At 65.2% G+C, this 20,329-nt stretch carries 21 protein-coding genes; 12 read left to right on the top strand and 9 right to left on the bottom strand.

What is annotated here, in order from left to right; all coding sequences use genetic code 11:
- Nucleotides 1-147 precede the first annotated feature (147 nt).
- Nucleotides 148-1,164, bottom strand: a complete 1,017-nt coding sequence (locus G3N95_RS33015) for a 1-aminocyclopropane-1-carboxylate deaminase (protein ID WP_205974297.1) — start codon at nt 1,162-1,164, stop codon at nt 148-150.
- Nucleotides 1,165-1,358: 194 nt separating this feature from the next.
- On the opposite strand from G3N95_RS33015, the gene G3N95_RS33010 reads away from it, so the two are divergent.
- Both G3N95_RS33010 and G3N95_RS33005 read left to right on the top strand, forming a co-directional pair.
- Nucleotides 1,359-1,868: an Lrp/AsnC family transcriptional regulator gene (locus tag G3N95_RS33010; protein WP_205974296.1), complete on the top strand. Its 510-nt coding sequence runs from the start codon at nt 1,359-1,361 to the stop codon at nt 1,866-1,868.
- Nucleotides 1,869-1,962: 94 nt separating this feature from the next.
- The gene (locus G3N95_RS33005) at nt 1,963-4,410 is read left to right on the top strand and encodes a PAS domain S-box protein (RefSeq protein ID WP_205974295.1); all 2,448 of its coding nucleotides are present in this window, start codon (nt 1,963-1,965) and stop codon (nt 4,408-4,410) included.
- Between the two features lie 6 nt (nt 4,411-4,416).
- Here G3N95_RS33005 and G3N95_RS33000 read toward each other — a convergent pair whose 3' ends face one another.
- Nucleotides 4,417-5,157 (bottom strand): UdgX family uracil-DNA binding protein, encoded by a 741-nt coding sequence (locus tag G3N95_RS33000; protein ID WP_205974294.1) that lies wholly within the window; start codon nt 5,155-5,157, stop codon nt 4,417-4,419.
- 132 nt (nt 5,158-5,289) lie between these two features.
- Between G3N95_RS33000 and G3N95_RS32995 the strand changes: the two genes are divergently transcribed.
- A complete protein-coding gene (locus G3N95_RS32995) occupies nt 5,290-5,703 on the top strand; it encodes a chemotaxis protein (RefSeq protein ID WP_241019084.1) in 414 nt (137 codons plus the stop codon).
- Between the two features lie 148 nt (nt 5,704-5,851).
- The gene (locus tag G3N95_RS32990; protein ID WP_205974293.1) at nt 5,852-6,466 is read left to right on the top strand and encodes a hypothetical protein; all 615 of its coding nucleotides are present in this window, start codon (nt 5,852-5,854) and stop codon (nt 6,464-6,466) included.
- Nucleotides 6,467-6,567: 101 nt separating this feature from the next.
- On the opposite strand, the gene G3N95_RS32985 is transcribed toward G3N95_RS32990, so the two are convergent.
- The 3 genes from G3N95_RS32985 to G3N95_RS32975 all read right to left on the bottom strand — a co-directional run bounded on the left by G3N95_RS32985 (nt 6,568) and on the right by G3N95_RS32975 (nt 9,769).
- Complete coding sequence (locus G3N95_RS32985) at nt 6,568-6,729, bottom strand: hypothetical protein (RefSeq protein ID WP_205974292.1); 162 nt, start codon at nt 6,727-6,729, stop codon at nt 6,568-6,570.
- A gap of 71 nt (nt 6,730-6,800) precedes the next feature.
- The gene (locus G3N95_RS32980) at nt 6,801-7,556 is read right to left on the bottom strand and encodes an endonuclease/exonuclease/phosphatase family protein (RefSeq protein WP_205974291.1); all 756 of its coding nucleotides are present in this window, start codon (nt 7,554-7,556) and stop codon (nt 6,801-6,803) included.
- Nucleotides 7,553-9,769: a VTT domain-containing protein gene (locus tag G3N95_RS32975; protein ID WP_205974290.1), complete on the bottom strand. Its 2,217-nt coding sequence runs from the start codon at nt 9,767-9,769 to the stop codon at nt 7,553-7,555. The genes G3N95_RS32980 and G3N95_RS32975 overlap by 4 nt, the downstream gene beginning before the upstream one ends.
- A gap of 420 nt (nt 9,770-10,189) precedes the next feature.
- Here G3N95_RS32975 and G3N95_RS32970 point away from each other — a divergent pair, with 420 nt between their 5' ends.
- The gene (locus G3N95_RS32970; RefSeq protein WP_205974289.1) at nt 10,190-10,501 is read left to right on the top strand and encodes a hypothetical protein; all 312 of its coding nucleotides are present in this window, start codon (nt 10,190-10,192) and stop codon (nt 10,499-10,501) included.
- A gap of 43 nt (nt 10,502-10,544) precedes the next feature.
- Entirely contained in the window at nt 10,545-10,733 is a 189-nt protein-coding gene (locus G3N95_RS32965) for a hypothetical protein (protein WP_205974288.1), read from the top strand.
- A 61-nt stretch (nt 10,734-10,794) separates the two neighbouring features.
- Here G3N95_RS32965 and G3N95_RS32960 read toward each other — a convergent pair whose 3' ends face one another.
- Entirely contained in the window at nt 10,795-12,363 is a 1,569-nt protein-coding gene (locus G3N95_RS32960; protein WP_205974287.1) for an FAD-dependent oxidoreductase, read from the bottom strand.
- Nucleotides 12,364-12,629: 266 nt separating this feature from the next.
- On the opposite strand from G3N95_RS32960, the gene G3N95_RS32955 reads away from it, so the two are divergent.
- From G3N95_RS32955 to G3N95_RS32945, 3 genes are read left to right on the top strand one after another with little or no spacing between them, the layout of a single operon-like run.
- Entirely contained in the window at nt 12,630-13,793 is a 1,164-nt protein-coding gene (locus G3N95_RS32955; protein ID WP_205974286.1) for an acyl-CoA dehydrogenase, read from the top strand.
- A gap of 11 nt (nt 13,794-13,804) precedes the next feature.
- Entirely contained in the window at nt 13,805-14,404 is a 600-nt protein-coding gene (locus tag G3N95_RS32950; protein WP_205974285.1) for a class I SAM-dependent methyltransferase, read from the top strand.
- Nucleotides 14,401-15,057 (top strand): glycosyltransferase, encoded by a 657-nt coding sequence (locus G3N95_RS32945; RefSeq protein ID WP_205974284.1) that lies wholly within the window; start codon nt 14,401-14,403, stop codon nt 15,055-15,057. Before G3N95_RS32950 ends, G3N95_RS32945 begins: the two co-directional genes overlap by 4 nt.
- Here G3N95_RS32945 and G3N95_RS32940 read toward each other — a convergent pair.
- The gene (locus G3N95_RS32940) at nt 15,054-15,689 is read right to left on the bottom strand and encodes a TetR/AcrR family transcriptional regulator (protein WP_205974283.1); all 636 of its coding nucleotides are present in this window, start codon (nt 15,687-15,689) and stop codon (nt 15,054-15,056) included. The two genes, G3N95_RS32945 and G3N95_RS32940, sit on opposite strands and share 4 nt — an antisense overlap.
- An 85-nt stretch (nt 15,690-15,774) precedes the next feature.
- Here G3N95_RS32940 and G3N95_RS32935 point away from each other — a divergent pair, with 85 nt between their 5' ends.
- On the top strand, nt 15,775-16,920 hold the full coding sequence (locus tag G3N95_RS32935; protein ID WP_205974282.1) for an MBL fold metallo-hydrolase: 1,146 nt from the start codon (nt 15,775-15,777) through the stop codon (nt 16,918-16,920).
- Nucleotides 16,921-17,079: 159 nt separating this feature from the next.
- Here the strand turns inward: G3N95_RS32935 and G3N95_RS32930 are convergent, their stop codons facing one another.
- The gene (locus tag G3N95_RS32930) at nt 17,080-17,925 is read right to left on the bottom strand and encodes a hypothetical protein (RefSeq protein WP_205974281.1); all 846 of its coding nucleotides are present in this window, start codon (nt 17,923-17,925) and stop codon (nt 17,080-17,082) included.
- A 242-nt stretch (nt 17,926-18,167) separates the two neighbouring features.
- Here G3N95_RS32930 and G3N95_RS32925 point away from each other — a divergent pair, with 242 nt between their 5' ends.
- Both G3N95_RS32925 and G3N95_RS32920 read left to right on the top strand, forming a co-directional pair.
- Entirely contained in the window at nt 18,168-18,569 is a 402-nt protein-coding gene (locus G3N95_RS32925) for a RidA family protein (RefSeq protein ID WP_205974280.1), read from the top strand.
- A gap of 26 nt (nt 18,570-18,595) precedes the next feature.
- Nucleotides 18,596-19,546 carry an aldo/keto reductase gene (locus G3N95_RS32920; protein WP_241019083.1) on the top strand — a complete coding sequence of 317 codons (951 nt, stop codon included), beginning with the start codon at nt 18,596-18,598 and terminating at the stop codon, nt 19,544-19,546.
- A 9-nt stretch (nt 19,547-19,555) separates the two neighbouring features.
- Here G3N95_RS32920 and msrA read toward each other — a convergent pair whose 3' ends face one another.
- Nucleotides 19,556-20,293: a peptide-methionine (S)-S-oxide reductase MsrA gene (gene msrA, locus G3N95_RS32915; protein ID WP_205974279.1), complete on the bottom strand. Its 738-nt coding sequence runs from the start codon at nt 20,291-20,293 to the stop codon at nt 19,556-19,558.
- Between the last annotated feature and the right edge of the window lie 36 nt (nt 20,294-20,329).

Raw genomic sequence — 20,329 nt, 5'->3', positions numbered from 1 at the left:
GCATGGTTCGACCGACTAGGCCTACCCCGTCTCTCCTGACCTCAACTTCCCGAACCGCCCGGTGCGGACCCGCATGCCGGGTGGTGTGGCAGGGGCGTAGCCTGTTGGCTACCCCCTATGCCGATTTTGACGGTCCGGTTGCCGCGCTCAGCCTTCGCGGAACAGGAAGCTATACGCGTTCAGCGCGGGCACGCCGCCCAGATGTGCATAGAGCACTTTCGAGCCTTCCGGAAATTCGCCGCGCCGCACCTTGTCGATCATGCCGTGCATCGACTTGCCTTCGTAGACGGGATCGGTCATCACACCTTCGAGCCGCGCGCACAGGCGGATCGCTTCCATCGTGCCTTCGTTGGGCAGGCCGTATTCGGGGCCGCCATAGCGAGTGTCGAGCACGACGTCCTGCGCGGTGATATCGCGGCCCAGATCGACCTGTTCCGCGGTGCGCTGCGCGATGCGCGTGATCTGTTCGCGCGTCTGTTCCGGTTTCGCCGAGGCGTCGATGCCGATCACGCGGTCCGCGCGCCCGTCCGCCGCGAAGCCGACGATCATCCCCGCCTGCGTGCTGCCCGTCACCGAGCACACGACGACATAGTCGAACTTGAAGCCCAGTTCGGCTTCCTGCTGGCGCACTTCTTCGGCGAAGCCGACGAAGCCCAGTCCGCCGAGCGGATGATCCGAACAGCCGGCGGGAATCGCATACGGCTTGCCACCTGCGGCGCGCACGCTTTCCAGCGCATCTTCCCAGCTCTTGCGAAAGCCGATGTCGAAGCCGTCGGCTACGAGCCGCACGTCGGCGCCCATGATGCGCGACATCTGGATGTTGCCGACGCGGTCATACACGGCGTCGTGATAGTTGACCCAGTTCTCCTGCACGAGCACGCACTTCATGCCGAGATGCGCGGCGACGGCCGCCACCTGGCGCGTCTGGTTCGACTGGATGCCGCCGATCGACACGAGCGTGTCGCAACCTTGCGCCAGCGCTTCGGGAATCAGGTACTCGAGCTTGCGCGTCTTGTTGCCGCCGAACGCGAGACCGCTGTTGCAGTCCTCGCGCTTCGCGTAAAGCTGAACCTTGCCGCCGAGATGATCGGAGAGCCGCTTGAGCGGCTGGATCGGCGTCGGCCCGAAGGTGAGGGGATAACGGGGAAAGCGTTGCAGGTTCATGGTCGGGATCCGTTGGTCTGGGAAGGGCGCGTATCGGGCGTCGGACGTTTGCGTCGGACGAAACGCGAACGATGCCGCGTTGGGAAACATGATAGAAAAGACGCCGCGAAATGAGCTTGCGAAATAAATGGCATGTAGTTACTTTAAGAAGGGATTAAGCATGACCTACTTTCGCTAATTTCCTGAAATAAACCATGTGCGCAACAAAATTACGCAGCCACCCGGCAGGGGAAACCACCTCGCTCTCGCAGCTCGACCGCATCGATCGCGCGATCCTCAAGCAGCTTCAGCAGGACGCGTCGATCTCGAACGTTGCGCTCGCAGCGAAGGTGAAGTTGAGCGCGCCCGCGTGTCTGCGGCGCGTCGAAAGACTCAGGGAAGCGGGCATGATTCGCGCAACGGTGGCATTGCTCGATCCGAAAGCGGTCGGCGCGGGGATGCTGGTGGTGATCGGCGTGGTGCTGGACCGCTCGACACCCGAAACCTTCGCCGCCTTCGAAAAGGCTGCGCAAAAGGTATCGGGCTGCATGGAGTGTCACGTGGTCACGGGCGAATTCGATTACTTCATGCTCGTGCGCACGCGCGACAGCGAGAGCTTCAACCGGCTGCACGCCGAGCAATTGCTGTACCTGCCCGGTGTGCGGCAGATCCGCAGCTTCATGGTGCTCAAGGAAATCCTCTCGACGACCAGATTCCCGCTATGAAGCGCGCCAAAGCGGCCACGTCAGGGTTTGACTGGCATTCCGGCGGCATCTTCATGCTTATACAATACGCGTGCAGAAGGCCATATCCCGGGCAATGAGCGACGACGACAAAGACATCGGCAGCGAGGCGGAGCGAGACGCGCAGCCGCCTCATCCGCACGCGGAATACGAAGCCGCGGCAGGCGGCGTGGACGCGCACGCCGTCAACTTCAGCGGCGAATGGCTGCGCCTGTGGGCCGAATCCACCACCGACTACTCGATCTACGCACTCGCGCCCGACGGCACGATCATCAGCTGGAACGTGGGTGGACAGAAAATCCAGGGCTACGCGCCCCATGAGATTCTCGGCCAGCACGTGCGCGTGCTGTACCCCGAGGAAGATCAGCGCGCCGGTGTGCCGGAGATGGAACTCGAGCGTGCGCGCGAAGACGGACGGTATGAAACGGAGGGCTGGCGCGCGCGCAAGGACGGCACGCAGTTCTGGGCCAACCTGATCGTCACGGCACTTCACGCGGCCGACGGCAATCTGCTCGGCTATGGTCGCGTCGTGCGCGACATCAGCGACAAGAAGAACGCCACCGATGCCGCGCTCGAAAGCGACCGGCGCTTCCGTCTGCTGGTGCAGGGCGTGAACGACTACGCGATCTTCATGCTGTCGCCGGAAGGGTGCGTCACCAACTGGAACCCTGGCGCGCGGCGCATCAAAGGTTATACGGACGAGCAGATCATCGGCTCGCATTTCTCGTGCTTCTACACGCCCGAAGACGCGGCGGCAGGCGTGCCGCAGCGAGGTCTGGAGACGGCCGCGCGCGAAGGGCGCTGGGAAGCCGAAGGGTGGCGCGTGCGGCGCGACGGCAGCCGCTTCTGGGCGCACGTCGTGATCGACGCGATCCGCGACGAAGGCGGCACGCTGATCGGCTTCGCCAAGATCACGCGCGACATCACCGAGCGCCGTCAGGCCGCCGAACTGCTCGACCAGACGCGCAATGCGCTCTTTCAGTCCCAGAAAATGGAAGCGCTCGGCAAGCTCACGGGCGGCGTCGCGCACGATTTCAACAACGTATTGCAAGTGCTGCGCGGCAACCTGGAACTGCTCGGCGCGCGGCACGACGATGCATGGAGCCGCTCGCGCATCGGCCGCGCGATCGAAGCCGTCGAGCGCGGCTCGAAGCTTGCGTCGCACCTGCTCGCGTTCGGACGCCGCCAGGCGCTGCAGCCCGTCCCCAGCAATCTCGGCCACGTGCTGCACGGCATGGAAGACCTGCTGCGCCGCGCGCTCGGCGAGCGCGTGCGCGTGCGGATTCACGAGTCGCATGGCGGCGGCGATTCGTGGAACGTGCTGGTCGACACGCATCAACTGGAAAATGTGCTGCTCAATCTCGCGATCAATTCGCGCGACGCGATGCCGGAAGGCGGCATGCTGACGTTCGGGCTGTCGAATGCGGTACTCGATGCACAGGCCGCCATGACCGCGCAGATCGATTCCGGCGACTACGTGAAGATGACGGTCACGGATACAGGCACGGGCATGAGCGCCGATGTCGCCGAGCGCGCCTTCGATCCGTTCTTCACGACCAAGCCAGAGGGGCAGGGCACGGGGCTGGGCCTGAGCATGGCCTACGGTTTCGTGCTGCAGAGCGGTGGCCATATCGAACTGGCGAGCACGCCGGGCGTCGGCACCACCGTGACGATCTATCTGCCGCGCTCGACGCAGCCGCCCGTCGCGCGGCCTGCCGCTCCCGCCGAACCAGACGCCGTCGACGATCTGCGCGGTGACGAAACCGTGCTCGTCGTCGAAGACGACCGGCGCGTGCAGTTGACCGTGGTCGATATGCTCTCGCAACTGGGCTATGGCGTGCTGACCGCGAACGACGCAACGGAAGCGCTGACCGTGCTGCGCAGCGGCGCGAAGGTCGATCTGCTGTTCAGCGACGTGGTGATGCCGGGCCCGCTGCTGAGCCCTGAAATGGCGCGTCAGGCGCTGTTGATGCGGCCGTCGTTGAAGGTGCTGTTCACATCGGGCCACACGCGCGACACGATCGGCCTCGATGCGCAGTTGCGGCGCGGCGCCGATCTGTTGCAAAAGCCATATAGCCGCACGCAGCTCGCGCGCAAGATACGCGACATGTTCGACGTCACGGAGCGGCCGATGCACGACGCGGCGCACGACATGGCACAAGCCGGCCTGAAGCGCACGCTGCGCATTCTGGTCGTCGAAGACGAACGCGATGCGCGCGACGCGCTGTGCGAACTGATCGCGATGCTGGGCCATACCTTCGAAGCCGCGGCCAGCGCGGAAGAGGCATTGCAGCGCTTGCACGTACATCCATTCGATGTGCTGCTCACCGATCTCACGCTGCCTGGCATGTCCGGTTTCGATCTCGCGCGCGCGGCGGTCGCGCTGCGGGCGGCACAGCGCGTCGTGTTCTCGTCGGGGCTCGACGCCCAACCGTCCGACGCTTCGTTGCCGTTCGCATGGACCGCGTTGCGCAAGCCCTATTCATTTGATCAACTGAAGGAAGCGCTCGACGCGCAGGCGTGATGCACGTCACGTGTCGCTTTCGCGCGCCGCTTCGCGTTGCGCGAGCTTTCCCGCTTCCCGCAGTGCCGCGACGATGGCGGCATACGCGCGATGCCGCGTCGCTTCATCGGGCGCGCGCAGCGCGAACGACGGATGATAGGTCGGCACGACATGCCGGCCGCCATGTTCGAGCACCTTGCCGACAACTGCCTGCAGGCGCGCATCGCGATCTTCGAGTATCGCCTTGAGCGCGGTCGCGCCGAGCGCGACGAGCACGCGTGGTCCGACCGAAGCCAGTTCGCGTTCCAGCCAGTAACGACACGCATCGATCTCGCGCTGCGCGGGCGTCTTGTGCATGCGCCGCTTGCCGCGCGGCTCCCATTTGAAATGCTTGACGGCATTCGTCACGTACACATCGCGACGGTCCACGCCCGCTTCACTCAATGCATCGTCGAGCAACTGGCCCGCGGGTCCGACGAACGGCATGCCTTGCAGGTCTTCCTTATCCCCAGGCTGTTCGCCCACCATCATGATGGGCGCGTGCTTCGGCCCGACGCCGCCGACCGCTTGCGTCGCGCGCGACCAGAGCGCGCAGCGCCGGCAGTCGTCGAGGCGTGCGGGCTGCTGGTCCGGTTCGACGTGCGGTGTGTCGCGTCGAGTGTCTTTTGCGGCGGGCATCGTCTCGCCGGTATCGCCTGCTTCGCCAGTCGATCGTGATGCGGGTTTGCGTGTGCTCATGACGTCTTCGCGGAAGTGTGCGTGCTGCATGCATCGGCTGACGAGCAAGGCACGTTCCCTTTACACGAGCGCCGATTGCGGCAGATCGCGGCAAAGAGCGGAATGCTTTTTGCGCCTCGTGTAGCGAGGCAGCATCCGAATCAACTCACTCTGGAGGCCAGCATGAGCACACTCAATCCCGACGACGAACAACGTCCCGTGGTCAAGCCGGCGGGACACGACAACGCATCGCTCGGCCCGAGCGATTCGTCCGATAGCGGCAGCGACGTAGCGGGCGCGAAGCGTCATGAGTTCGACGTCGACGACGAACTCGACAACCACGCGCTCGAAACGGGCGAAGCCGAACTCGCGAGCGACAGCGACCGCGCCGGCACGGGCGAACGCGCATCGGCCGATGGCGATTCGACGCTGGAGCAGAACGAGGACATCGATGTGGACCGCGTCATCAGCGCAACGGGTGAAGAAGCGTCCGAAGGCATCGCGGGCGAGATGATCGAGGGCTCGGATGAAGGCGCGGAAGAGGAAGCGGCGAACGAAGCCGATCTCGACGAAGCCGCGCGTGGACGCCGCAAGTGATGTGACAACCGGTGACAACCGCGGTGACAACTGAAGCACGGGCGCATGCCTTGCTCAATTCAGGTCATTGGCGGGCGGCGTCCGCGCAAGAGGATTGGCGATGTGCCGCCGCCCTTTATCGAACGAAGTCTGGAACAAGGGAGGTATCATGTCGCTCATCGTTGCCGCACGATTCACCACATTCCCCGCAGCCGAATCCGCTGCCAAACGCCTTTTCCGTTCAGGATTCCTCGAAGAAGACGTGTCGCTGTTCTTCGTCAACCCGCGCGGCCAGCACGCCCGCTTTCCGATCGGCGGCGATGAAAACAAGGACGCCGCCGCCACCGATGCGCCGAAGGGTGCGGGCATCGGCGTGACGATCGGGGCCGTCGCGGGGGCCGTGGTCGGGGTCGGCATTTTCACCGCGTTCTCGGCACCCGTGCTGGTGTCGGCGATCGCGGCCGGGGTCGGCGCGTATATCGGTTCGCTGATCGGGGCGATGTACCGGACGCGCGGCGGTGGCAAGAGCATCCATGCAGAGCGCGCGCATCATGAAACGCGCGACTCGGGCGTGCTGCTGGCCGTGCACGTCACGCCGGACTCGCAGCACACCGCCGCGCACGTGCTGCGCGAGGCAGGCGGCGCGGCGATCGAGCGCGCCACGGGACGCTGGCAGCGAGGCCGCTGGGCCGATTTCGATCCGACGCGGCCGCCGCAGCCGGTGCAGGCCGAACAAGGCATCGATGAACGCGGCATGGACAGCCACGCCGAACGGCACGCCTGATTGACCTTCCGCATAAAACAAAAGCAGCGCGCGGCATCACGCCGTGCGCTGCGTCCTTTCATCGCGCTTTCGCCGGCACATGGCGAGCGCCCGGCTAGCGCCTAGCGGGCGCCTTCCGCATCGTCCTCTTCTTCATCTTCCAGGTCGTCCTCGAGGTCGTCATCGTCGTCGAGGGTGATCCGGCCCATGCCGACGCCCGCGTCCTTGTCCGCATACGGTTGGCGTGGGGCGTTTTCGTCCGGGGCGTAATTCTTTCTGACCATTGGCAGCTCCATGAAGAGAGTTGAACGAACCCGCAGCGCGCGCAAGCGTTGCGCCTGCGCTTCACCGCGAGCTACCAATGATGCTCCCGTGCGATCCGCGCGACCAGTGGCAAATGATCCGATGCGGCACGCGCGAGCATGCTGCTGTGCACATGCACGTCGAGCAGGCGGTCGGCGGGGTGCATCCAGATACGGTCGAGCGCGAAAACAGGCAGGCGCGAAGGAAACGTGCGCGGCGCGGGCGCCGCCTGAAAATGGGTAACGAGCATGCGCAGCGCGTGGCCCCAGACGAACCATTCGTTGATGTCGCCCATCAGCAGCACAGGCATGCGCGGCGTATCGAAAGCCGAAATCAGCGCGCGGATCTGCGCGCGCCGCTCGCGCGCGGACAGGCCCAGATGCGTCGCGACCACGCGCAGCGCCGTGCCCGGGCCGTCCGTCTCCACGTCGACGTCGAGTGCGCCGCGCGCTTCGCGCGTGCCGAACGACAGATCGAGCGCACGCGTCGCGCAGATGGGCAGGCGGCTCAGGATCGCGTTGCCATAGCGGCGTTCGGGCGTATCGAGCGTCGGCCCCGCGATCGCGTCCATCCCTGTCATTTCGCGCAAGACGGGCAGCGCGTTCGGTGCAAAGCTGCCGCCCAGCGGCACTTCCTGTAACGCGACGATATCCGCGTCGAGTTCGCGGATCACGCGCCCGATCCGTTCCGGCGACGCGAGCCTGTCGGTGCCGACCGTCCCGTGGATGTTCCAGGTGGCGATGCGCAGCGCGCGGACCACCTTGGCCGTAGCTTTTTCCTGCGAGGTAAGAGGGCTAGTAGCGTTCATGAGCGGCGCGCAAAGAAGCGCTGCAATGCAACGGACAGCCCGACGAGCGCCGCCCCGATCAGCGCGACGAGGGCCAGCCCCGTGAGCGACGGATGACGCACGGCTGCCACGAGCTGATGGGCGAAGGTGGTCGCGAGCACGATGCCGGGCGTCATGCCGAGCACGGTGCCCGCCAGGTAGTCGCGCAGACTGATATGCGACGCGCCCGCCGCGAGGTTGATGATCGTGAATGGCGCAACGGGCACGACGCGCACGATGACGACCGCGACGAGCCCTTTTTTGCCGAGCTTTTCGCTGATCCGGTTGATGCGGCTGCCCGCGAGTTTGCGCACGGCATCATGACCGAGCGACGCGCCCGCATAGTACGTGATGCACGCGGAGATCATCGTGCCCGCGAACGCGTACGCGCTGCCCCACAGCGCGCCGAATACGAAGCCGCTCGCGGCGATCAGCAGCGTGACCGGAACCGAAATGCTCGCGGCGAGCGCATACAGCGCGACGATGGCGAACGGCCCGAGCGGCGACGCGTGCACGTGCTGCGCGGCATGCACCAGCGTCGTGAAGCTGACGGCGTCGCGCAGCGGCGTGAAACGCCACAGCACGGTCAGCGCGACGACGCTCAACGCGAGTGTGCCGAGCGCGAGCAGTCTTCCTGTCAGCGGACGGCTGCGTTCTTCGGGCACGAAGTGGCGCACGAGTTCGTGCGGCGCAACGGGCGCTTCGGCATCGAACACCGACACACGCGATGCGAGGTCGTCCAGGTCGCCGGATACGACGGGGTCGAGCGGCATCAGCGTGCGTTCGCCGTGACGCAGGTGCGTGATCGCTTCGTTCAGGCGCCGCATGTCGAGCGCGGTTTGCACTTGCGCGGGAGAGACGTCCAGATGCTCGGCCAGCAGACGGTTGCGCACCGCCGCGATCGCCGTCTGCACGCGCGGATCGCCGCGCGCTTCGAGCGTGATGTTGCATTCCGTATCGAGCACCATCGAGCGATTGTTGAGGTTCGCGCTGCCGACGATCAGCACCTCATCGTCGACGGTCATCAGCTTGCTGTGCACGTTGATGATCTGGCCATGCGCGCCGCTCGCGCTCCCGCCCGTGGTGGGGGCATACATCGCGTAGCGTCGCTGTCCGTCGGCCTGTTTCAGCAGAGCGTGAAGCCGCGCGCGCAGCACACCCATCGTCGCTTCCTGAAGCCAGCCGCTGGTTCTTTCCGGACCGACGACGGCGATATCGGGACTGTCCGCATCGGCGAGACGCGCAGCGAGCGCGGCCCCCACGCGGCTCGCTGTGAAGTACTGGTTTTCGATGTAGATGCTGTGCTTCGCGCTTGCGATCGCATCGATATACAACTGCTGGATCTGCTCGACGAGCGGCCGTCCTTCGAAGGCCGGTTGCGTCAGCGAAATGCCGAGTTCGACCGCTTCGATATCGGCGGCGACGTCCGCGGGCCAGATGCTGGAGGCATCGTCGGGGCGCGGCATCGAGTCGGGCGTCGGGTCGAGCGCTTTGGCCGTTGCGCGTCGCCAGCGCTCGCGCACCAGCAGACTCACGGCATGCGCGGCCGGTCCGTCGAACATGGCCTGCACGTCGTGCATCGGCTGATAGGGCGTATCGCCCGCGTTGCGCCGCAGCGGTGCTTGCGGATGATGTTCGGGCGTGTCCCAGCGCGAGCTGGTCAGATCGATCCCGCCGACGAACGCGAGCCGGTCGTCGATCGCGACGATTTTCTGATGATGCGAAGCGCCGAGCGGATGCCGTCCGTCCTGCCGGAAGCGGATGCGGCGATGCGTGCGCCAGCCGAGCTTGTACACGGGCAGCCATTCCCGTTCGAATGCGTACAGCATCGCGAAGTCCCACGCGAGCACGTAGATCCGCAGATGACGGTTCGCTTCCGCGAGCGCACAAAGAAAGTCCGCAAGCTGGCCTGGCAGACCGTCGGGCGCGCCTCCGGGTACGAGTTGCAGACGGCTGTCGATGTCCCAGCCGACGATGTAGATACTACGGCGCGCGCGGATCATCGCTGCACGCAGCGTCGCGAAGTACTCGGCGGCATCGATCAGGATACGGAAATGATGCGCGTGCTCCTTGCGCTCGCAGGTGTGATTCAGGCGAAGCAGGCTCGGAGCGATGCGAGTGGGCCGGGTCGCAGCGCGGTTGTCGGTCGTCGGTGGCTCGGTGGCGTCGGTGGTCGTGTTTTGCGTCATCGGCATGGTGGGCTTCTCGTTGCGGATGCAAGAAAGAAGCCATCGCGAACATCCGAAGAACACCTGCGCAGCAGCAAACGCTGTTCCTCGCGACGGGAACGCCGCTTGCCGCATCGAACAGGCGAGCGTGTCGCGCTATGCGCGCGGTCCGCGAACTCGTGTTCAACCCCAAAGAGGACATTGACCATGAAGCAAACGACGAGCACGCAAAAAGCAGCACCGAATCATCCGGCGACCCCGCATCAACCGAATCGGGACGGCGGGCAACAGCAGCAAAACCAGAAGCCGCCGCAGCATCAGGGCGGGCAACGCCAGCCGTGACCGCATGTGAACGACAGACGGCACGGTGACGCACAGCCAGGCACGCGTGTAGATATTCCAGCGCGCGTCGCGTGCATTACGCGGATGCCTTCAGCAGAAATTCCCATGACGATCGCCGTGATGCCGGGTGACCGGCGCGATATCGCCGCAACGCTCGGCCGTTATTTCGAGGCTCGACATGTTGAGTTCCGCATCGAGGAACTGAGCAACGGCATGCTCTACATCGGCTTCGATGCCGAAGGGCAACGCGCGTCGGTCACGGTCTCGTTCGATGACGAAGCGTTCGATGCATACACGCAGTGGGATCTGATCCAGAAGCGTCAATCGCTCGCGCGCATCGCGGTCGAATTCGAGAAGCTGATGCAGCGGCGCAATACCACCGCGCTGGCGGGCGACTTCAGGATCGACCGGTTCTGAGGCGCCGGCTGGGCAGTGACAAACAGAAAGAGGGAGCACGAACATGGAACAGAAACGCGAGCAACGCAAAACCGCCACGACGACGCAGCCTGGCGAGCCGACGGAAACCATGAAAGCCACGAACCCGCCTCGTTCGAATCCGCATCCGAAGCAAACCGCCGAGGTGCCGTTGGGCAGCGGCGATCGACCGGAGCCGCCGGGTGCGGGCGGGTGTCCGTCGCACAGCAGTTGAGTGGCGGTTGACAAGAAGCCGCGCATCGCATGATTTCGTGCGATGCGCGGCTTGTTCATGTTCATGCCGATTCGGCAATCTTCATCGCATCGGCGAGACTCAACGGTTTGCGCAGCGCTTCCACCAGCATGCCCGTCTGTTTCTCGCGATTGCAGCCGACGGCGGCGACCAGCTTTCCTTTCTCGCCGAGCAGCGCGATGAATTCGAAGGTGTCGGGCGTCCCCGTGAATTTCGTTTCATCCCAGTGCTTCGCGTGACCGACGTATTCGAACGTCTTGCCGAAGTGATACGTCCAGAAATACGGCACGAGCGGTTCCTTCGGCGGTATGCCGAGCATCGCGTGTGCGGCGATGCGCGCATGCTGTTGTGCGACACGCCAATGCTCGATACGCACGCGTTCGCTGACGGGCGCCTGCAATTCGAAGCGCGCGATGTCGCCCGCCGCATAGAGACCGTTCGTGACGCGCATCGACGCGTCGACGTTGACGCTCTTGTCGTCGTTGCGTGTCACGCCGTCGAGAAAATCCGTCGCCGGCGTCACGCCGACACCCGCAACGATGAAATCGCATGACACGGTATCGCCGTTGTCGAGCGTCACCCGCAGAGCGCCATTTGCATCGCCGGGCGCGACGGCGCGCGCATGCCGGCCCATGCGTACCTTCACGCCATGCGCTTCGTGCAGCCGCATGAAGAGCCTGCCGAGTTCGGGACCGAACTGCTTTTCGAACGGCACATTGCCTGGCGACACGACCGTCACGCGAAGCTTGCGTTCGCGCAGCGCCGACGCCACTTCCAGTCCGACGAAACTCGCGCCCAGCACGAGCGCGTGTTCGCCCTGCGCAGCAGTGTCGACGAGGCGCCGCGCGTCGTCACGATTGCGCAGCAGGCGGATACGCGGCTTGATGTTGTCCGCCTCGCTGCCTTGCAGCGTCAGCCGTTTCGGTATGCCGCCCGTGGCGACGAGCGCGGCGTCGTAGTGAATCGACGGTGCGCTGCCGATGTCGATACGGCGCGCACCGGCATCGAGCGTCGTGACATCGGCCTGGATCGTTTCGATTGCATGCGTAGCGAAGAAGTCGTCGGGTAGCAGAGGCGGAACCTCATCGACGGGCATCTCGCCCGACGGCACGAATTTGCTCAACACGGTGCGGTCGTACGGCGTGCGCGGCTCGCGATCGATCAGCACGATGCGTCCCGCGAAGCCCGCCTCGCGCAGCGCGGCACAGGCGGCCGCACCCGCCGCGCCCGCGCCGACGATCGCGAACGTGCGCGTGTCGGCAGCCGTTGGCGCGCTCGTCTTCGACGGCTCCGGCATGCTGTCGACGAGCACGTCGCCGTGTTCGACACGCACGGGATAACGCGTCAACGGCAGCAGTGCGGGCGGTTCGACGAGCGCACCCGTCGCGATGTCGAAGGTGCCCTTGTGCCACGGACACACGAGCCTGCCATTGCACAGCGCGCCCTGTTCGAGTGGCGCGCCCGCATGCGGACAGTCCGCGCTATAGGCATGCACCGCATTGCCGCGACGTATCAGCAGGATCGGCGTGCCGTTCGCCTCGATGCGCTTCATGCCGTTGTCCGCGAGATCGGAGAGCCGGGCTGCTTTCTGCATTGTCGTGTTCGTCGTCATCGTTATCCTCGTCGAGATCGGCAGCGCAGCGAGAGCGGTGCGCCGTGCGCGCAAGGCGCGTCTGGTCTTTGGACCGCAATCGCCATGCCGACCGGCACGGCTCGCAAACCGACTGGCTCGCGCGTGCAGGCGCAGCCGGTGAAAACGCTCCGCGAATCATGGGCACGCCGCTTGCGTCGACGCTTGAAAGCACCCGCGCTGTTGGCGGCGCAGCAACAAACCCGACACCACCCGACGCCTTCTTGCAGGCCTTGATGGAGGAACACATGAGCGATATCGGCCACGATCCCCTGCGGCGCGCCGCGCCCGCTGCGTGGTACATCAACAGCGGACTGCGCCTGAAGGACGAGGAACCGGGCGCCGATATCGAGCCGAGGCGCTATGCGCTCGTCCCGGCACTGGAACGATACCTCGCGAGCGTGCGTTATGGCGACGATGCCTCGGCAAGCCGCGCGGCCACGCTGGATGCGTTGCGCGGGCGAGGCATGGACTGGCTGCCGCTGCCGGGTCGAGGCGAAACCGCAACACGCTGGCGCGGACTCGCGGCTGTCGCGGCGTGCGATCTGTCGCTGGTGAAACTGTATGAGGCCCACACCGATGCGCTTGCGATCCTCGCGGAACTGGACCGCGCCGAACTCGCCGACGACGGCGGCGGCAGTTGGGCCGTATGGGCCGCCGAGCCGCCGAACGCGAAGCTGATCGCGCACGCATCGAACGGCCGGGACGGCTTGACGCTCGAAGGCGTCAAGCCGTGGTGTTCGGGTGCGCCGCACGTCTCGCATGCGTTGGTGACGGCATGGCGCGACGACGAACCAGTGTTGGCTGCCGTCGAACTGTCACAGCCTTCCATCGCGATCGACCATAGCGGCTGGCACGCCGTCGGCATGCGCGCGACGGGCACGAGCAGCGTGCGTTTCGACGGCGCGCGCGCGGTGCAGGTCGGCGGCGTAGGCGCGTATCTGTCGCGTCCTGGCTTCTGGCATGGCGGCGCGGGTATTGCCGCATGCTGGTACGGATGCGCCGCCGCACTCGCATCGATTCTGCGCGACAGCGTCAAGCGTCACGCGGACCCGCATGCGTGCGCGCATCTGGGCGCCGCCGATGCCGAACTGTCGGCCGTCGCTGCATTGCTGCGCGAATCGGCCGCGTGGATCGATGCGCATCCGCGCGACGATGCGCAGCAATGCGCGCTGCGCGTGCGCGTCGCCGTCGAACAGGCGGCGGCACAAGTGATGGAGCATGTGTCGCGCGCGCTCGGCGCCGTGCCGTTCTGCACGGATGCATGGTTTGCGCACGCGATCGCCGATCTGCCCGTGTTCCTGCGTCAAAGCCACGCCGAACGCGACGAGTGTGCGCTCGGACAGACGCTGCTCGACAGCGACGACGATGGCGGCGACGCAGGCGGGCTCTGGAATCTGGCGCCTCGCTGAGGTTCGCGCGCATGTCATTTCCCTCCGCCTATTTCGACGATCTGTACCGCCAGGACGACGACCCTTGGGACTATCGCGGCAGCTGGTACGAGCGCCGCAAGCGTCTGCTGACCGTCGCGGCGTTGCCGCGCGAGTGTTATCGCTCGGGCTTCGAACCGGCGTGCTCGAACGGCGAAATGTCGGCGTTGCTCGCGCAGCGTTGCGACCGGCTGACCGTGTGCGATATCAGCGAACACGCGGTGCGTCTTGCACGCGAACGCCTCGCCGACAGGCGCAACGTCACGTTCGAACAACGCGCGATTCCCGAGCAATGGCCCGAGGCGAGCTTCGATCTGATCGTGATCGGCGAGCTGTGCTATTACCTGTCGCGCGAAGCGACGGCGGAACTCGCGCGGCGCGCCTGCGCATCGCTGACGGCGGACGGCACGCTCGTCGCATGCCACTGGCGGCATCCGTTCGAAGGCAAGCTGCAAACCGCCGACGATGTGCACGCGACGTTCGACGCGCTGCCTCCGTTGAACCGCATCGTGCAGCACGCGGAGCACGATCTGCTGCTCGACGTGTGGTCGAAGGACGGGCAATCGGTGGCGCAATGCGAGGGGCTCGCATGATCGGCATCGTGATACCCGCGCATGATGAAGAAGAACTGCTCGCCGATTGCCTTCAGGCCGCGCGCATCGCGGCCGCGCATCCGGAATTGCGGGGCGAGCTGGTGAGAATCGTCGTGGCGCTCGATAGCTGCACCGATCGCTCGGCGTCGATCGCGCGCTGTTTCGATACGCATGCGTTGACGCTCGACGTGCGCAACGTCGGCAAGGCGCGGGCAGCGGGCGCGGCGACGTTGCTGGAGCAGGGCGTGCGCTGGCTCGCGTTCACCGATGCCGACAGCCGCGTCGCGCCGGACTGGCTCGTCGCGCAGTTGGCGCTCGATGCAGAAGCGGTGTGCGGCCCGGTGGTCGTCGAAGACTGGCGCGAGCACGACGAACTGACGCGCGATGCGTTCTATCGCGCGTACCTGAATGCCGATGGGCACCGGCATGTGCACGGGGCGAATCTCGGTGTGTCGGCGCGCGCGTATTGCAGAGTCGGCGGATTTCCGCCGCTGGCGTGCAGCGAGGATGTCGCGCTGGTCGGGCTGCTGGTCGAAACGGGGGCGCGTATTGCGTGGAGTGCGGCGCCGCGTGTGGTGACGAGCGCGCGGCTTGCGTCGAAGGTGAGGGGGGGCTTCGGCGATACGCTGGCGGGGCTGGTGTCGTCTGCCTAGAGCGTGCCGCCCGGTTTCACCGCGTAGCGCGCCAGAAACATATCCGCCGATGTCTGCGCCACCATCGTCTGCTCCTCGGCCGTCAACGGCGGCTGGCCCATCGTCACCTGCGGCCAGAACGCAAATCCCTTCACGAGACCATGCAACTGCTGCGCGGCGAAGGCGGGGTCGGGCATGTCGAGCCTGCCGTCGGCGGCGGCCGCGCGGATCCACACGGTCAATCCTTCCTCGCGCTCGCCGATGCGCGCCACCATGTCCCGCGCGCGTTCGGGCGAATGAATACCCGCCGCGATCGCCACCCGCGCGAGCGACATGAACGCGTTGTCGTTCAGCAGCCGCAGCTTCTGCGCGAGCAGGTCGATCAGTTGCGGACGCAAAGGCTGGTCCGCGCGATAGCCGGGCGCGTCGCCTGCCTTGCTCGCGTCCCACAGCTGCTGGAGGATCGCCGCGAACAGCGCTTCCTTGCTGGGGAAGTGGTTGTACACGGTCCGCTTCGACACGCTCGCGCGCGCCGCGATGCGGTCCATGCTGGTGGCGTCGAAACCGGACGCGCGAAATTCGTCGATGGCCGCTTCGATCACGGCCGCGCGCTTGCGATCGGTCAGACGGGGAAGGGTGGTGCTGTCGTCCATGCGCTAATTTTACACCGACGGGTTTACTTTTCGAGATAATAAACTACACTGTGCAGTCTACCTTCTGTCTCGAGCGACGCTTCGCATGAAATCGATCATCGGCAACATCAGTCAGATTCTGGGATTCACCGCGGCGCAACGCGGCCGCGATCTGTCCGGCGCATCGCCGCAGCACGATGGCGAGCGTTTTCGCAACGTGAAGCCGCGCCCCGTCGAAGGCTTCGGCAAGACGCTGCGGATCGCGTGGAACGTGCTGTTCAACAAGCCCGACGGCACGATGCCGTCCGCCGCGCTGCCCGTCGATGCGTTGACGCGCGCTGACCTCGACGCCGCGCCGGACGGCAGTCTGTTCCGCCTCGGCCATTCGACGATGCTGCTCAAGCTGCGCGGCCAGTTCTGGCTGACCGACCCGGTGTTCGCGGAGCGCGCATCGCCGTTCAGGCGGATGGGGCCGAAGCGTTTCCACGCGCCGCCTATCGCGCGAGAAGACTTGCCGCCGTTGCGCGGCGTGATCCTGTCGCACGATCACTACGACCATCTGGACCGCGAGACGGTACTCGCGCTGGCGGATTCGACGGGCGTGTTCCTGACGCCGCTCGGTGTCGGCGACCGGCTGATCGAGTGGGGCATCGAGGCGTCGAAAGTGCGCCAGTTCGACTGGTGGCAGGGCGTCGAGATCGACGGCCTGCAGTTCACTGCAACGCCGGCGCAGCATTTTTCGGGGCGCAGCCTGTTCGACGGCAACAGCACGCTGTGGGCGTCGTGGGTGATCGTCGATGGCGACCTGCGCGTGTTCTTCAGCGGCGACACCGGCTACTTCGACGGCTTCAAGACGATCGGCGAGCGGCTCGGACCGTTCGACGTGACCCTGATGGAAACGGGCGCGTACGACGCGCAGTGGCCGTACGTCCACATGCAGCCCGACCATACCGTGCAGGCGCATATCGATTTGCGCGGACGCTGGCTCGTGCCGATCCACAACGGCACGTTCGATCTGGCGATGCATCGCTGGCAGGAGCCGTTCGAGCGCGTGGTGGGACTCGCGGCCGCGCATGGCATCGCGCTCTCGACGCCGCGTATGGGCGAGCGGCTCGATCTCACGGCGCCGCATCGCGGCGAGCGCTGGTGGCGCGAGGTGCTTGAAGTCGTCGAAGTCCAGCACGCCGGCGATGCGCCGAAACCAGCGCGCCGCCGGGCGTGGTGCCGTCCCGCCGGGCAGAGCAATGCATGACATGACATGGCGCGCGGCGCTCGCCGCACCGCATAAGGGCGCGCTTCTTCACGAAGCGCGCTTTTTTTATGGGGTTCCTGCCTGCGGAGCGGCGATCGATCTGCAGTTGCCCGGCGGCGTGTGGATTATGCAGATGGGCCGCGCGGGATCTACGCCGGCTCAGATTGTCTTGATCAGCTTCTGCGTCTTCTCATCCCAGATCACGTAGTAACCCTTGCTATATTTGTTCACGACGTAGGCCTTGGTCGTCCCCTTGAAAAATTTCGGAGACGGTTCATTGTTGCGCCTGCGAAGCTCGACCTGTTCTTCCTGCTTCAGGCGAACGAGTTCCTGGTTGATCTTGGCTTCGAGCGTTTGCGCCTGCAGTTTCTGCTGGTCGAGTGCTTCCTGGCGCAGCCGCTTTTTCTCCTGTTCCGCCAGGTCGTTCAGGTGGGTTTGCAGTGACGCATAACTGATACTCGCCCGGCGCGATGCGGACGAGTTTTTCGCTCTTGGCGGCACCGCGAGGACGGGCCATCGGTACCAATTGTTCTCATCTTCGTAAGAGAACCGCACGCCGTCCCATTGAAAGCGGTCAACCAGCCCAGGACTGGTTATTTCCGTCGCGCTGACATCGAGGTGGAACGTATAGTTGACGCTCCTCGACGTATTGTCCTCGTTGTTGAAGAACGTCTCGACGACCCGCAGTTGCAGATGAGGGTTGGTTTCCGGCTGATGAATGCCCTTTGAAACTCTTAGAACCGCCCGCTGCTTATTGCTGCCGTCGTAAGCGTCCTTCAGTGCCCTGAAGGCCTTCTTGCCCTTCCCGGTGTGCTCGTCGGCTGTCCACGATGTCAACAGCTTGCCGGCGCTGCAAACAATGCGCTGATGCTCGGCCCAATTCATCGTGGTGTCCTTGTTCTTCACCGTGGCATCCGCATAAACAGGATGGGGCGAAGTCCCGTCCCAACTGAATCCGACTTCTCCTTCATTGGCTTGCAAGACATCCTCAGGCATGGTGATCATGCGGACCTCTCGTACCAGTGGAAAAAGATCACATGAAGTATAGGAGCAACCCGGACGACCGGAAAATTATTGCTCGCTTCAGGTGCTGCCTACTTTCGCCGGTGCTTTTGTCCGTTGAGGATAGCTCACGCAATCACAGCACGTTCATGCAGCGTCGCGCGAAGCGCGCTAAGGTATGCACTCGGCGCGCACCTCGCGCGCCTCTTCAATCGATCGATGCGAAGTCCACGGAGCCTCAACAGATGAGCGAAACCACGCAGTTCTGGATGGTCGAGGGCGCGCCGACGCCCGTCGGGCCGTTTTCTCACGCGACGGAATCGGGCGGCTGGGTGTTCGTCACGGGCCAGATGCCGACCTCGCCCGACGACGACGCGGCGCCCTTGCCCGAAGGCGTCGCTGCGCAGACCAAACGCGTGATGGACAACCTCGTGCTGGTGCTCAAGGGCATTGGCCTCGGACTCGAGCACGTCGTGTCGGCGCGTATCTTCCTCACGGAGTTCAAGCGCGACTACGCGACGATGAACGCGGTGTACGCCGCGCATTTTCCGCCGGGACGATTGCCTGCGCGGACCTGCGTCGGCGTGACGGGGCTCGCGCGCGATGCGCTCGTCGAGATCGATTTCATCGTGCGCCGTCCGGGTTGATGCAGCGCGTGCCATCTAGCGAAGCGATGCGCCAGTCCTTTGAACCGACCTCGCGGCGCAGCTTCCTGCAACGCGCGCTGATGATGCCGCTCGCATTGTCTGCAGCGTCGCTTTCATCTGTACAGGTGGAAGCGCAAGACAAGCCCTTGCCGCGCATGGAGACGCGCAAGATTCCGGCGACTGGCGAGTCATTGCCCGTCGTCGGCTGCGGCACGTGGCGCACGTTCGATGTCGGCGACGATCCCGAAGGCCAGGCGCGGCTCGCGGAAGTGCTGAAGGTGCTGTTCGCGGCAGGCGGCTCGGCAATCGATTCATCGCCGATGTACGGTTCGTCCGAAGCCGTCGCGGGTGCGCTGCTCACGCGGCTCGACGCGCATGGCAAGGCGTTCGTCGCGACCAAGGTCTGGACCCAGGGCCGCGACGCGGGCATCGCGCAGATGGAGCAGTCGATGCGCCGCCTTCAACAGCCGCGCATCGATCTGATGCAGGTGCACAACCTCGTCGACTGGCGCACGCAGCTTGCCACGCTGCGCGACTGGAAAGCGCGCGGCAGGGTCCGCTATATCGGCGTCACGCATTACACGTCGAGTGCGTTCGATGAAGTGGCGAGCGTGATGCGCAGCGAGAAGCCCGACTTCGTACAGATCAACTACGCCGCCGACGATCGCGACGCGGAACAGCGCATCCTGCCGCTCGCGCATGATCTGGGCATCGGCGTGGTCATCAACCAGCCGTTCGGCGGCGGCGGGCTGCTGTCGCGCGTCAGCAAGACGCCGCTGCCCGCGTGGGCCGCCGACATCGGCTGCACGACGTGGGCGCAGATCCTGCTGAAGTTCGTGCTCGCGCAGCCCGCCGTGACCGTCGTGATACCGGGCACGGGCCGCCCGGAATACATGGCCGACAACGTGCGCGCGGGCATCGGACCGTACCCCGACAAGGCTATGTGCAAGCGGATCGTCGAGGCCGTCGGCGGCTGACGTCGCGTGTCATGACGCCGACGCCTTCAGCAGCACGGGATCGTTGCGATAGACATCCGGGAACATCTGCTTCAGATAGGTGATCTTCGGCAGATCGTTGATTGCGATGTACGGCGAGTCGGGATGCAGCACCAGATAGTTCTGGTGATACTGCTCGGCGGGATAGAAGCCCTTGAAGTCCTCGACCTTCGTCACGATCGGTGCCGGGTACACCTTCGCCTTGTCCAGTTGCGCGATATAGGCCTGCGCAATCACGCGCTGCTCGGCGTTCTGCGGAAACACGGCCGAACGATATTGCGTGCCGTGATCCGGGCCCTGATAGTTGAGCTGCGTCGGGTTGTGCGCTACCGAAAAGAAAATCTGCAGCAGACGGCCGTATGTGATCTGCGTCGGGTCGTAGGTGATGCGCACGGATTCCGCGTGTCCCGTTTCGCCGTCGCTGACGGTCTCGTATTGCGCGGTGTTCGCCGCGCCGCCCGTGTAGCCGGACGCGACCTGCTGCACGCCTTTCACGTGCTCGTAGACGCCCTGAACGCCCCAGAAGCAGCCGCCCGCGAAGACGGCCGTTTCGGTGTGCGTGGCGCCCGCCTTTTCGTCCTGCGTGGGCGCGGGAATCCGGACGGCCTGTTCCGCCGACGCGACGTGTTGCCATGCGATCGCGCCAGCGCCGATCGCGACGCACGCCGCGATTCGTCCCGCCGACGTGCGGGTCCAGCCGAATGCGTTTGCGATGAGTTTCTTGTTCACGGTGATCGATCCTCGAATGACAGGGTGATGGCGAAT

It is taken from the genome of Paraburkholderia sp. Tr-20389, from assembly GCF_017104565.1.
GTDB lineage: Bacteria > Pseudomonadota > Gammaproteobacteria > Burkholderiales > Burkholderiaceae > Paraburkholderia.
Note: the sequence above shows the minus strand (reverse complement) of the source record. Positions and strands in the feature narration are given on the sequence as shown.

Coding starts and splice junctions, on each gene's coding strand:
- G3N95_RS33015 (WP_205974297.1), bottom strand. CDS start 1,164: ATGAACCTGCAACGCTTTCCCCGTTATCCCCTCACCTTCGGGCCGACG.
- G3N95_RS33010 (WP_205974296.1), top strand. CDS start 1,359: ATGTGCGCAACAAAATTACGCAGCCACCCGGCAGGGGAAACCACCTCG.
- G3N95_RS33005 (WP_205974295.1), top strand. CDS start 1,963: ATGAGCGACGACGACAAAGACATCGGCAGCGAGGCGGAGCGAGACGCG.
- G3N95_RS33000 (WP_205974294.1), bottom strand. CDS start 5,157: ATGCAGCACGCACACTTCCGCGAAGACGTCATGAGCACACGCAAACCC.
- G3N95_RS32995 (WP_241019084.1), top strand. CDS start 5,290: ATGAGCACACTCAATCCCGACGACGAACAACGTCCCGTGGTCAAGCCG.
- G3N95_RS32990 (WP_205974293.1), top strand. CDS start 5,852: ATGTCGCTCATCGTTGCCGCACGATTCACCACATTCCCCGCAGCCGAA.
- G3N95_RS32985 (WP_205974292.1), bottom strand. CDS start 6,729: ATGGTCAGAAAGAATTACGCCCCGGACGAAAACGCCCCACGCCAACCG.
- G3N95_RS32980 (WP_205974291.1), bottom strand. CDS start 7,556: ATGAACGCTACTAGCCCTCTTACCTCGCAGGAAAAAGCTACGGCCAAG.
- G3N95_RS32975 (WP_205974290.1), bottom strand. CDS start 9,769: ATGCCGATGACGCAAAACACGACCACCGACGCCACCGAGCCACCGACG.
- G3N95_RS32970 (WP_205974289.1), top strand. CDS start 10,190: ATGACGATCGCCGTGATGCCGGGTGACCGGCGCGATATCGCCGCAACG.
- G3N95_RS32965 (WP_205974288.1), top strand. CDS start 10,545: ATGGAACAGAAACGCGAGCAACGCAAAACCGCCACGACGACGCAGCCT.
- G3N95_RS32960 (WP_205974287.1), bottom strand. CDS start 12,363: ATGACGACGAACACGACAATGCAGAAAGCAGCCCGGCTCTCCGATCTC.
- G3N95_RS32955 (WP_205974286.1), top strand. CDS start 12,630: ATGAGCGATATCGGCCACGATCCCCTGCGGCGCGCCGCGCCCGCTGCG.
- G3N95_RS32950 (WP_205974285.1), top strand. CDS start 13,805: ATGTCATTTCCCTCCGCCTATTTCGACGATCTGTACCGCCAGGACGAC.
- G3N95_RS32945 (WP_205974284.1), top strand. CDS start 14,401: ATGATCGGCATCGTGATACCCGCGCATGATGAAGAAGAACTGCTCGCC.
- G3N95_RS32940 (WP_205974283.1), bottom strand. CDS start 15,689: ATGGACGACAGCACCACCCTTCCCCGTCTGACCGATCGCAAGCGCGCG.
- G3N95_RS32935 (WP_205974282.1), top strand. CDS start 15,775: ATGAAATCGATCATCGGCAACATCAGTCAGATTCTGGGATTCACCGCG.
- G3N95_RS32930 (WP_205974281.1), bottom strand. CDS start 17,925: ATGATCACCATGCCTGAGGATGTCTTGCAAGCCAATGAAGGAGAAGTC.
- G3N95_RS32925 (WP_205974280.1), top strand. CDS start 18,168: ATGAGCGAAACCACGCAGTTCTGGATGGTCGAGGGCGCGCCGACGCCC.
- G3N95_RS32920 (WP_241019083.1), top strand. CDS start 18,596: ATGCGCCAGTCCTTTGAACCGACCTCGCGGCGCAGCTTCCTGCAACGC.